The sequence below is a fragment of the Haemophilus sp. HMSC61B11 genome (genome assembly GCF_001838615.1).
Lineage (GTDB): Bacteria > Pseudomonadota > Gammaproteobacteria > Enterobacterales > Pasteurellaceae > Haemophilus_D > Haemophilus_D parainfluenzae_AD.
In genome coordinates this window covers 69,260-80,303 of sequence record NZ_KV837988.1, presented here as the reverse complement: position 1 = coordinate 80,303, position 11,044 = coordinate 69,260, and the positions used below count along the sequence as shown (strand labels likewise).

The following is an 11,044-nucleotide window of genomic DNA, read 5'->3' as shown; positions in this document are numbered from 1 at the left end:
CCATGTGAGAGTAGGACACCGCCAGGTACTTTTTATTTCGTTAGTTTATTTTAAGAGTAAATTAACAAAATAAAAATTTTGGCAGCAAGAGTGCAATGGTCCCACCTGAATCCATACCGAACTCAGAAGTGAAACATTGTTACGCCGATGGTAGTGTGGGGTTTCCCCATGTGAGAGTAGGTCACTGCCAATTATACCTCATTTAGCGGAGTGGTAGTTCAGCTGGTTAGAATACCTGCCTGTCACGCAGGGGGTCGCGGGTTCGAGTCCCGTCCATTCCGCCAATTCTTAATACCAATAGGGGCGTAGTTCAATTGGTAGAGCACCGGTCTCCAAAACCGGGTGTTGGGAGTTCGAGCCTCTCCGCCCCTGCCATTATTCCATATCCATTTATCTTTAATTTTTTATAAGAATATTGTCTATTTTGTTATTCGTTTTATACTAATTGCATTTTAGTGTTTCAGAGATATTCTTATGCGTTATTCTATTCAAGATTTTATTCAATTAATTGCACAATTACGTAATCCTAATGGCGGTTGTCCTTGGGACCTTAAACAAAATTATGACTCCATGATTCCTTGTTTAACTGAAGAAACTTATGAAGTCATTGATGCTATCCAAAAGAAAGATATTGCTAATTTAAAAGAAGAGCTTGGTGATCTTTTATTACAGGTGGTGTTTTTCAGTCAGCTTGCTTCAGAGGATGGTTATTTCACATTCGATGATGTCCTTAATGATGTTTCTGAAAAGATTGTACGTCGTCATCCTCATGTATTTGGTGATGCAACAGCAGGAAATGAAGAAGAAGCGTTAGCCCGTTGGAACAGTATCAAAGCACAAGAAAAATCAGCTCAAAAACAACAGTCTATTTTAGATAATGTTCCGAATGCTTTTCCTGCGTTGTTAAGAGCACAGAAAATGCAAAAACAGTGCTCAAAGATTGGGTTTGATTGGAATGAACTTGAGCCTGTATTTGCTAAAGTTGAAGAAGAATTGAAGGAAGTACGAGATGAGGTCAACCAAACACCTCGCAATCAAGAAAGAATAGAAGAGGAAATTGGGGATTTATTTTTTGCGACAGCCAATTTATCTCGTCACCTTAAATGTAACGCAGAAGAGGCTTTACGTAAGGCGAATAATAAATTTGAACAACGTTTTCGCAAAGTTGAAGGAAAGGCCTTAGAACGAGGCGTATCACTTAAAGATCTTTCTTTAATCGAAATGGATATTCTGTGGGATGAAGTGAAAAAAGAAGAAAAATAACCAAAATGGCAGAGGGCGTTTTCCTCTGCCATTTTTATTTTATGGAATGGATAAGTAACATATAAGCGCTGATTACTAATAAAATAATGCCTAATAGTTTTTTGACTAAGTGCGGTGATAATTTACCTCGGATTTTCATTGAAAAAAATCCGGTTACAAAAGCACTTAGCACAACAATAATCACAATCGAAAAATTGACATAACCGATTTGCCAACCAAAGCGATAAGTTGAGTTTTTTGAAAGATAGCCATAAAGGCTACCTAGCCCCCCAATAAACATCATCGCATTGGTATAAGGTGCAATTTGATGGGCTTTAACGGATTTTAATTGTCCAATTAAAGGTGCCATAATTGAGCCACCTCCAATGCCAGTCATGCCAGCAATAAATCCACCTATAGTTGAAAGACCTATCCCTTTAATCGTTTCATCCGCTGTAGATTGCTGAATTATTGCGGTTTCTTTACTAAAAATAGTACGAATTGCTAATAGGGAAAGTGTGATAACAAACACACTGATGATGGCAATATCGGGTACATAAAAACTGGATTCGAATCCTAGCTGCACACCAATAATCATACCCACAGACCAAATGAACATCGCTTTGTAATTAATCGATACTTTTTGTTTGTAAAAATAAATCAAGTTAATAAAGGATGATCCCATAACAATCGTCAATGATGTTGCGGCAATCATTTGTAAAGGAAACTGTGGGAATAAAGTGTAGAGAATAGGTACCATCAATACGCCGCCACCAATGCCAAAAATAGCGGACATTATATTTGTCATTACACCACATAAAATTAAAATAAAAATTAACTGTAAACTCATTTCAAACTCCTTTTTTGTGGGAGTACGGCATTATTATTCTTTTGGATAAATAAATAATTTATGATCTTGCTCATAATTATCTATAAAAACAGACTTTATTTTAATTTTGTGATCCTTCTCACACAATCAGTATGACAATTATCATATGCTCTTTATACACCTAGCAGTAGTCTATAAATGGAATTTAATAATGGCTTCTACAAGGAGGAGCGTATGCTATTAACAGTTTCGAGTTTCCTCATCGTAACAGCTTTGGTGGCCTATGTTTCATGGCTACGGACTAAAAACGATGATTTAACCACCTCGAAAGGTTATTTCTTAGCGGGACGAGGATTAAGCGGTATTGTGATTGGTTGCTCAATGGTTTTAACTTCACTTTCTACTGAGCAATTGATTGGGGTGAATGCCGTTTCTTATCAAAACAACTTTTCTATTATTGCGTGGACAGTGCCAACGGTGATTCCGCTTTGTTTCTTGGCGCTTTATATGTTGCCGAAATATTTGCGTAACGGTTATACCACCATTCCAGAATTCTTTGAAAATCGTTTTGACCGACAAACTCGTTTGATTATGTCAGGGTTATTCTTAGTCTTCTATCTTTTAATCGTTATTCCGACCGCACTTTATACCGGAGCGATTGCATTTAATAAAATCTTCAATCTAGAAACTATTTTCGGATTAAGTTATGCGCAAGCAATTGTCTATACTGTAATTGCTATCGGTGTAGTGGGTGCGATTTATGCGATTTTTGGTGGGTTAAAAGCGGTAGCCGTTTCTGATACCATCAATGCCGTGATCTTAGTGATTGGTGCGTTGCTTGTACCTGTATTTGCATTGCTTTATTTAGGTAATGGCAGCATTTCAGAAGGCTTGAATATTATCACTACCACCCACGTTGAAAAATGGAACGCCATTGGTAGCTCAACAGATTCTACTCCTTGGCCGACAATTTTTACCGGTATTATGGTTGTTCACTTCTTCTATTGGACAACGAACCAAGCCATCGTACAACGTTGTTTAGGGGCGAAGGATTTAGCATCAGGTCAAAAAGGGATTTTAATTGCAGCGCTTTTCCTACTCACATTACCGATTATTCTTAATTTACCGGGTTTATTGAGTTTCCATATTTTAGGTGAAGGCTTAAATCCAATTGATACCTCTTATCCATTATTGGTCAATAAAGTGATGCCGACTGCATTACAAGGCTTTTTTATTGCCGCACTTTTCGGTGCAATTTTAAGTACCTTTAACTCATTCTTAAACTCTGCAGCGACCATTTATTGTAAAGACTTATTACCATCTATCAGTAAAAAACAACGTACCGATCAAGAGTTGATCGTCTATGCGAAAAAAGTCTCAACCATTATGGCGATTGTGACCATGATTATTGGCCCACTTTTGATGTTCGGTACAGATGGTATTTTCTTAATCACTAAACGCTTTGCTGGTTTTGTGAATATTCCAATCGTGGCGTTATTTGCTGTGGGTTTATTTAATAAAACTGTTTCTGGCTTGGCTGCACGTATTGCTTTACTTGTACACGTAGTACTTTATTTCAGTATTGTTTGGGTGTTCAATGTGAAAATCAATTTCGTGTATGTGATGGGCGGATTATTCGTATTTGATGTTGTTTTCATGTTGATTCTAGGTCAATTCTTAAAACGTGAACCTTATGTGGAAAATACCATCAATAAAGGCGATGTAGACTTGACCAATTGGAAATACATTAAAGTAACATCTGTTTCATTAATTCTTGGTTTAATTGCGCTTTATGCATTCTTATCACCAATTGGTATTGCTTCTCCAGATGGTAATCCAATGTTAGTGTTGGAAGTGTATGCGGTATTACAACTCATCGTATTGATTGTCTTTAGACCAAAAAATGAAAAAACAGAACATCAATTACATCTTTCTAACCAACATTAAGCAGTCGGGCGTACATCACGTACGCCCTTAAACCTTAAAATAGATAAGGATTGTGTATGAACATTATCTATATTTTACTCGACCAAGTGCGTAAAGATATGCTGGGGGCTTATGGTCACCAGATCGTTAAAACCCCGAATATTGACCGTCTAGCTAAAGATGGGGTGCGTTTTAATAACGCATTTACGCCTGCTTCAGTTTGTGGACCCGCACGGACTTCACTTTTTACCGGTTTAATGCCGTCCACTCATGGCATCATTCGTAATGGTGAAAAAGGCGGTACAGGTGAAGTGAGCGAAGCCGCCCCAAATATTGGTAAACTAGACGGCTATAACACCTATGTTGTGGGGAAATGGCACGTGGGTACAAAATCCGTACCGGAAGATTATGGCATTAAAGGGCATAACTTTGATGGCTATGGTTATCCGGGCAGTGGCGTGTATAAAAATTTAGTGTTCAACCAACCGCCGACACATTCCAATCGTTATAAAGAATGGTTAGATGAAAAAGGCTATGAAATTCCAGAAGTGAGTCGTGCTTATTTCGGGGATAACCCTCATTTACGCGTGCAAGAGCTTTGCGGTTTGCTTTCAGGCACAAAAGAACAAACCATCCCGTATTTCATCATTGATGAAGCGAAAAGCTATATTAGTGAAGCACTTGCTGAAAATAAACCGTTCTTTACATGGATTAATTTCTGGGGACCGCATACGCCTTGTATCGTGCCAGAACCGTATTATTCCATGTATCGCAAAGAAGATGTGGTGCTAGATGAAAGCTTCTTCAAGCCACTAGAAGGCAAACCAGGACACTATCGTACCATCTCTAAAATGTGGGGAATGTGGGAAGCGAGCGAAGATCATTGGAAAGAAGTGATCACAAAATTCTGGGGTTATATCACCTTAATTGATGATGCAATTGGTGAGCTATTTACCTTCTTAGAAAACAACGGCATTTATGACCGCACTTTTATTGTGGCAACTGCTGACCATGGGGATGCGATGGGCGCTCATCGAATGATTGAGAAAGGGGAGTTCATGTTTGATACCACCTACAATATTCCGATGATTATCAAAGACCCAAATTCAAATCGTGTTAATCAACAAGATGATAACCTTGTCTATCTCCATGATTTAACCTCGACCGTTTATGATCTCGCTAATCAGCCTATTCCTCAGGCCTTTGAAGGGGAAAGTATTTTGCCGATTGTTCGTCAACATCAAGATAATCAACGTAAAGGGATATTGGCTCAGTTAGCAGGGCATTTCGTTTACTTTGAACAACGCATGTGGCACCGTAAAGACTATAAATTAGTATTTAATGCTTCGGATATTTGTGAGCTTTATGATGTGAAAAATGATCCGGCTGAAATGCATAATTTGTTCTACAAGCCAGAATATGAGGCGGTCAAAAAAGAGATGCTGGAAGAAATGCGTCAAGAAATGAAACGCTTAAATGATCCATTAGAAAATTGGGTATATCGGATTATAAACGAAGTGTAAAACTAATAGAAAATTGACCGCACTTTTAAGGACGATTATGGAAAATTGCTCAATCAAGCCTACTGAATTGTCACATTGTCAGTTTACTGAGCTGCATCATTTGCCAAAAGGTTCCTTCTTGTATCAGCAAGGTGAGTCTGCACATGAATTTTATTATGTGCAAGCAGGCTTGGTTGGCTTATTTCATACCCTTGAAAATGGCAAGGAAAGCTTAGTGCGATTATATTCCAAGGGCGATTATTTTGGTTTTCGAACTTTGTTTTCGATGGCGGATAAACATTATCATTGCAATGCAAAAGTCTTAATTGATGCGGAGATTACTCGCATCAAACCTAATGTAGTGAGCGAATTTTTCACGCACAATACAGTAATGAGCCAATGTTTATTACAGATCTTGGCAGATGAATTACGCGAAGCAGAGGAACGTTTGGCAAAAAGTGCCTATTTGCGTACTTTAGATCGTGTGATGGATAGTTTGTATTTTCTCAAACAACATTTTCCTGATTATAATTGGACATATCGTGAAATTGCAGAATATGCCGGCTGTGAAACCGAAACTGCCATTCGTATTGCAAAAGAACTCAAACAAAATGGTGCATTAGACCGAATATCAGGTCATAAATAATGTTGTAACAAAGGATGGTTGATGTCTGTTTTTCCACCACAAGCTCATTTTCACTTAATGGCGAAACCAAGCAGTTTTCACTGTAACATTCAGTGTGAATATTGCTTCTATTTGGAAAAATCAGAACAGTTTGGGCAATATGCGCCTTTTATGTCGAAAGACACCTTAAAACATTACGTCAAAAACTATATCCAATCGCATGCAGGGAATGTGGTTGAATTTGCTTGGCAAGGTGGGGAGCCGACTCTCTTAGGCTTAGATTTTTATAAGCAAGCCGTTGAATATCAGCAGGAATTTGCTCAAGGCAAACAGATTACAAACGCCTTTCAAACCAATGGCATTGCCCTTAATCAGCAATGGGCTGCATTTTTCAAACAACATCATTTTCTGATTGGGCTTTCTATTGACGGTTTAAGTGCTGTGCATAATCGTTATCGTATTTCAGGTAATGGCAATCCCACTTTTGAAAAAGTCGTAAAAGCGTTAAATTTGCTGCAAGAATATGGCGTGGAATTTAACACCCTGACCGTCATTAATGATCAAAATTGGCAAAAAGGAAGAGAAACCTATTTAGCGCTCAAACAGCTTGGTTCGACTTATATGCAGTTTATTCCTATCGTCGAACGTCATACCAAAACACAATCAGTAACCGATTTTTCAGTACCATCAGAAGGTTATGGGCAATTTCTCGTGGATGTCTTTCATGAATGGTATGCTCATGATGTAGGAAAAATTTATGTGTCGCAGTTTGATAATTTACTAGGACAATGGCTCGGTTATCCTTCTACAACTTGTGTTCATCAACCCACTTGCGGTCAATCTCTTGTGGCAGAAGCCAATGGTGATGTGTATGCTTGCGATCATTTTGTGTATCCCGAATACAAGATGGGGAATTTAACTCAGCAACCTTTAACGGAGATTGTGCTTTCCAGTAAACAGCAACAATTCGGTTTAGAAAAATCACAAAAATTGACCGCACTTTGCCGTCATTGTGAGTTTCGTAAACTCTGTTATGGTGGCTGCCCTAAACATCGTTTTGTTTCTCTCGAAAATGAACCCAATCCACATAATTATTTATGTGCCTCTTACCGTTATTTCTTTGAACAAACGGCATTCTATATGCAGGCCATGGCTCGTCAAATTCGGTTACATCCATCCGCCGCTTAAGGTAGAATGGTGTTTTCTACTTTACGTTTTGATTGATATGAATCCTTGGATATTACTCGCTATTTCTATTTGTCTTGAAATTGTGGCAACAAATTTATTAAAAGTCAGTGATGGCTTTACCAAACTTTTACCCACCGTTGGTTCATTAGCGCTATATGCCATTTCGTTTTATTTTGTCTCCAGTGTTTTCCGAACACTTTCCGTGGGCTTGGTTTACGCCATTTGGTCGGGCGTTGGTATTGTTCTGACCGCTATTGTGGCATATTTCGCATTTGGTCAGAAAATTGATACCGCAGGGCTGATAGGCATGGCGTTGATTATCAGTGGTGTTTTAGTGATTAACTTGTTTTCTCAAACAGGGCATTAATCCTCCAAATGAAATGTGATCAAGCTCACGAATTTTATTTTTCTTCAAAATAAAATTATGTAAGCAATCGATTCACCGCTATAATTCTCCGGCATTTTTAACCGCACTTTGTGCAACTTTAAAGGAAATTCTATGAAAAAATTACTTTGCTCATTGTTTGCGCTTTCTGCTGTTAGCACAGCAATGGCACAAGAAGTGAATATTAAATTATTAGGTACCTCTGACATTCATGGTCGCGTTGTACCTTGGAGCTATGGTGCAGACGTAGAAGACAAATCTGGTTCTTATGCTCAAATCGCAACTTATGTGAAAGATGTGCGTAAAAACAACAAAAACGTGGTATTAGTGGATGTGGGCGATGCGATCCAAGATAACCAAGTCGATGTGTTCGCAAAAGATAAAAAATATTACAAAGATCACCCAATTCCAAAAGTATTAAACGAAATGAAATACGATATTTTCGTACTTGGTAACCACGAGTTTAACTTTGGGATGAAAGCATTAGATGAAATCTTAAAAGACATCAAAGCGAAAAAACTAACCGCAAACTTCTATCATAAGAAAAATGACAAACGTTATATCGATGCGACAACCATCATCGAAAAAGATGGCGTAAAACTAGGGATTATCGGTTTAAGTACTCCAATGTCAGCAAAATTTGAAGAAGACACGGGCAACTTAAAAGACATGAAATTTACTTCACCAACTGAAGAAGCACGTACACAAGTTGAGAAGTTAAAAGCGAAAGGTGTTGATGCGATTATTGTGATTGCTCACATGGGTATCGAGAATGAAAACAAGATTCCTGATACCGGTATGCGTGATGTGATCAATGCAGTAGATGGCATTGATGTAGTTATCGCAGGTCACATGCACAAAGATGTACCAAGTGAAACCATTAAAAATACACTAATCACTGAACCACACCGTTACGGTACCGTGGTATCTGAAGTGGATCTCACTTTTGATATCAACGATAAAAAAGAAGTGAAATTGGTGAAGAAAGAATCCAAAACCGTTCCAGTTAAAGAACTTGAAGCAGATAAGAAAATTGCGGAAATCTATAAACCTTACCACGAGAAATTACGTGAATTAAACAATGTGGTGATTGGTCAAACCGAAAACGAAATGGTGCCACAAGAGACCAAACATGGTGTATCTGCTGCATTCTCAAAAGATACTGGTTTATCTTCATTTATTAATGATGTTGAACAACATTACAGCGGTGCAGATGTGGTGACTTTCTCTTTCGACCATCAAAAAGCACGTATGGATAAAGGCAATATCAAGAAAAAAGACATCATCTTTAACTATCGTTATGCAGGTGGCGATGTAACCGTTTATGAAATGACCGGTAAACAATTGAAAGAATATATGGAATGGTCTGCAAACTACTTCGATACCATCCAACCAGGTGATACTGAATACCGTTACAATGCAGAGCGTAAAAAATCAAAATATGTGACTTACGACATTTTCGGTGGCGTAAATTACAAAATTGACTTACGTAATCCACAAGGTAGCAAAATCGTTGGTTTAACCCTTGCTGACGGCAAACCGGTAACTGATGATATGAAATTAAAAGTGGGCATGAACTCATATCGTTTCGCTCAATTAAACGGTAAAGGTGGTATTTGGGAAGGACAACAAATTCCTGTACTTTGGGAATCTAAAGTGGCAATGGGCCGTGAAAAAGGCACGATCCAAAATATGATGATCGATTACATCACGAATGTGAAAAAAGGCAAAATCGATGGTCTATCTCACAATCGTTGGGAAATCACTGGATTAAACTAATCGATCCTTTTAAAATACGATAAAAAACCAACCGCACTTTGAGACAATTGAATCAAGTGCGGTTATTTTTTTCTTTGTTTTCAGCTAAAACTTGTAAATAATCAAGGTAAAATTTAGCCTAACGTAGTAAACTACAAGCACTTTTATCCTTTAGGAGATGACAAATGAAACCTTATTTAATCGCCCCTTCTATCCTTTCTGCAGATCTTGCTCGTCTAGGAGATGATGTGCAAAACGTGTTGAATGCCGGTGCGGATGTGATTCATTTTGATGTAATGGATAATCACTATGTGCCGAATTTAACCTTTGGCCCAGCTGTGTGTAAAGCTTTGCGTGATTATGGCATTAAAGCACCTATTGACGTGCATTTAATGGTTAAACCGGTCGATCGTATCATTCCTGATTTTGCCAAAGCAGGTGCAGATTACATTACGTTTCACCCTGAAGCCAGTGAACATATTGACCGCTCTTTACAACTCATTCGTGAGCACGGCTGTAAAGCGGGTTTAGTGTTTAATCCTGCCACACCATTAAGTTATTTGGATTATGTATTAGATAAGGTGGATGTGATTTTGTTAATGTCCGTGAATCCAGGATTTGGTGGACAATCTTTTTTACCTTCAACATTGAAAAAATTACAACAGGCACGTCGTCTGATTGATGAAAGTGGTTTAGATATCCGTTTAGAAGTTGATGGTGGGGTAAAAGTGGATAATATTGCAGAAATCGCCGCAGCCGGTGCCGATATGTTTGTGGCAGGCTCAGCGATTTTTGGTAAACCAGATTATAAACAAATCATTGATCAAATGCGCGCACAGTTAGCTTCAGTTAAATAGATGGTAGTAAGAATGAAGACTCAATTTAAAGTTATCGGTTTTGATTTAGACGGTACGCTTGTGAATAGCTTGCCAGATTTAGCGTTGTCTGTGAATTCTGCTTTAGCAGACTTTGGATTACCTCAAGCACCAGAAGAGTTAGTGTTAACTTGGATTGGTAATGGGGCACCAGTATTGATTGCACGAGCTTTAGAATGGGCAAAAGAGCAAACAGGTAAAGACTTTTCAGATGCAGAAATGGAGCAAGTGAAAGAGCGTTTTAACGTGTATTACGCGGAGAACCTTTGTAATGTGAGCCGTTTATATCCAAATGTAAAAGAAACATTGGAAACCTTGAAAGCGCATGGTTATACCTTAGCTGTAGTAACGAATAAACCAACTCGTCATGTTCAGCCTGTATTGGCGGCATTTGGCATCGATCATTTATTCAGTGAAATGCTTGGTGGACAGTCATTACCTGCGATTAAACCACATCCAGGCCCATTGTATTATTTATGTGGTAAATTTGGCGTAGAACCTCGCCAAGTGTTGTTTGTAGGTGACTCTCGAAATGATATCCTCGCGGCACATTCAGCAGGCTGCCCGGTTGTAGGATTAACTTACGGATACAACTACAACATTCCAATTGCTGAATCAAACCCTGATTGGGTGCTTGATGACTTTGCGAAGTTATTAGAGATTCTTTAATCTATCTTAAAGTGTAAAGTGCGGTCAAAAATGACCGCACTTTTT

The 11,044-nt window shown here is 38.4% G+C and carries 10 protein-coding genes, 2 tRNA genes and 1 rRNA gene; 12 read left to right on the top strand and 1 reads right to left on the bottom strand.

Going from position 1 to position 11,044, the window contains the following annotated elements:
• Positions 1-77: 77 nt before the first annotated feature.
• The 4 genes from rrf (at position 78) to mazG (ending at position 1,263) form a co-directional block, all read left to right on the top strand.
• A 5S ribosomal RNA gene (gene rrf, locus HMPREF3263_RS06960) occupies positions 78-193 on the top strand.
• Positions 194-207: 14 nt separating this feature from the next.
• A tRNA-Asp gene (locus HMPREF3263_RS06955) sits at positions 208-284 on the top strand.
• 15 nt (positions 285-299) lie between these two features.
• Positions 300-375 (top strand) — tRNA-Trp (locus HMPREF3263_RS06950).
• A 99-nt stretch (positions 376-474) separates the two neighbouring features.
• Positions 475-1,263 (top strand): nucleoside triphosphate pyrophosphohydrolase, encoded by a 789-nt coding sequence (gene mazG / locus HMPREF3263_RS06945; protein WP_005697446.1) that lies wholly within the window; start codon positions 475-477, stop codon positions 1,261-1,263.
• A 34-nt stretch (positions 1,264-1,297) separates the two neighbouring features.
• Here the strand turns inward: mazG and HMPREF3263_RS06940 are convergent, their stop codons facing one another.
• On the bottom strand, positions 1,298-2,092 hold the full coding sequence (locus tag HMPREF3263_RS06940; protein ID WP_005697368.1) for a sulfite exporter TauE/SafE family protein: 795 nt from the start codon (positions 2,090-2,092) through the stop codon (positions 1,298-1,300).
• 213 nt (positions 2,093-2,305) lie between these two features.
• On the opposite strand from HMPREF3263_RS06940, the gene HMPREF3263_RS06935 reads away from it, so the two are divergent.
• The 8 genes from HMPREF3263_RS06935 to HMPREF3263_RS06900 all read left to right on the top strand — a co-directional run bounded on the left by HMPREF3263_RS06935 (position 2,306) and on the right by HMPREF3263_RS06900 (position 10,999).
• A complete protein-coding gene (locus HMPREF3263_RS06935) occupies positions 2,306-4,018 on the top strand; it encodes a solute:sodium symporter family transporter (RefSeq protein WP_005697383.1) in 1,713 nt (570 codons plus the stop codon).
• Between the two features lie 56 nt (positions 4,019-4,074).
• Positions 4,075-5,520 (top strand): sulfatase family protein, encoded by a 1,446-nt coding sequence (locus HMPREF3263_RS06930; RefSeq protein ID WP_070853124.1) that lies wholly within the window; start codon positions 4,075-4,077, stop codon positions 5,518-5,520.
• A gap of 37 nt (positions 5,521-5,557) precedes the next feature.
• The gene (locus tag HMPREF3263_RS06925; protein ID WP_005697379.1) at positions 5,558-6,145 is read left to right on the top strand and encodes a Crp/Fnr family transcriptional regulator; all 588 of its coding nucleotides are present in this window, start codon (positions 5,558-5,560) and stop codon (positions 6,143-6,145) included.
• A gap of 21 nt (positions 6,146-6,166) precedes the next feature.
• Positions 6,167-7,312 (top strand): anaerobic sulfatase maturase, encoded by a 1,146-nt coding sequence (locus tag HMPREF3263_RS06920; protein WP_049371955.1) that lies wholly within the window; start codon positions 6,167-6,169, stop codon positions 7,310-7,312.
• 37 nt (positions 7,313-7,349) lie between these two features.
• The gene (locus HMPREF3263_RS06915) at positions 7,350-7,679 is read left to right on the top strand and encodes a DMT family transporter (RefSeq protein ID WP_049371954.1); all 330 of its coding nucleotides are present in this window, start codon (positions 7,350-7,352) and stop codon (positions 7,677-7,679) included.
• A 132-nt stretch (positions 7,680-7,811) separates the two neighbouring features.
• Positions 7,812-9,476, top strand: coding sequence for a bifunctional metallophosphatase/5'-nucleotidase (locus HMPREF3263_RS06910; RefSeq protein WP_049371953.1), 1,665 nt, complete (start codon positions 7,812-7,814; stop codon positions 9,474-9,476).
• 164 nt (positions 9,477-9,640) lie between these two features.
• The gene (gene rpe, locus HMPREF3263_RS06905; protein ID WP_049371952.1) at positions 9,641-10,312 is read left to right on the top strand and encodes a ribulose-phosphate 3-epimerase; all 672 of its coding nucleotides are present in this window, start codon (positions 9,641-9,643) and stop codon (positions 10,310-10,312) included.
• Positions 10,313-10,324: 12 nt separating this feature from the next.
• Complete coding sequence (locus HMPREF3263_RS06900) at positions 10,325-10,999, top strand: phosphoglycolate phosphatase (RefSeq protein WP_049371951.1); 675 nt, start codon at positions 10,325-10,327, stop codon at positions 10,997-10,999.
• Positions 11,000-11,044: the final 45 nt, after the last annotated feature.

What these genes read in the sequence shown, in the direction of transcription:
- HMPREF3263_RS06915 (WP_049371954.1), top strand. Translation starts at nt 7,350, where the DNA reads ATGAATCCTTGGATATTACTCGCTATTTCTATTTGTCTTGAAATTGTG.
- HMPREF3263_RS06900 (WP_049371951.1), top strand. Translation starts at nt 10,325, where the DNA reads ATGAAGACTCAATTTAAAGTTATCGGTTTTGATTTAGACGGTACGCTT.
- mazG (WP_005697446.1), top strand. Translation starts at nt 475, where the DNA reads ATGCGTTATTCTATTCAAGATTTTATTCAATTAATTGCACAATTACGT.
- HMPREF3263_RS06935 (WP_005697383.1), top strand. Translation starts at nt 2,306, where the DNA reads ATGCTATTAACAGTTTCGAGTTTCCTCATCGTAACAGCTTTGGTGGCC.
- HMPREF3263_RS06930 (WP_070853124.1), top strand. Translation starts at nt 4,075, where the DNA reads ATGAACATTATCTATATTTTACTCGACCAAGTGCGTAAAGATATGCTG.
- HMPREF3263_RS06920 (WP_049371955.1), top strand. Translation starts at nt 6,167, where the DNA reads ATGTCTGTTTTTCCACCACAAGCTCATTTTCACTTAATGGCGAAACCA.
- HMPREF3263_RS06925 (WP_005697379.1), top strand. Translation starts at nt 5,558, where the DNA reads ATGGAAAATTGCTCAATCAAGCCTACTGAATTGTCACATTGTCAGTTT.
- HMPREF3263_RS06910 (WP_049371953.1), top strand. Translation starts at nt 7,812, where the DNA reads ATGAAAAAATTACTTTGCTCATTGTTTGCGCTTTCTGCTGTTAGCACA.
- HMPREF3263_RS06940 (WP_005697368.1), bottom strand. Translation starts at nt 2,092, where the DNA reads ATGAGTTTACAGTTAATTTTTATTTTAATTTTATGTGGTGTAATGACA.
- rpe (WP_049371952.1), top strand. Translation starts at nt 9,641, where the DNA reads ATGAAACCTTATTTAATCGCCCCTTCTATCCTTTCTGCAGATCTTGCT.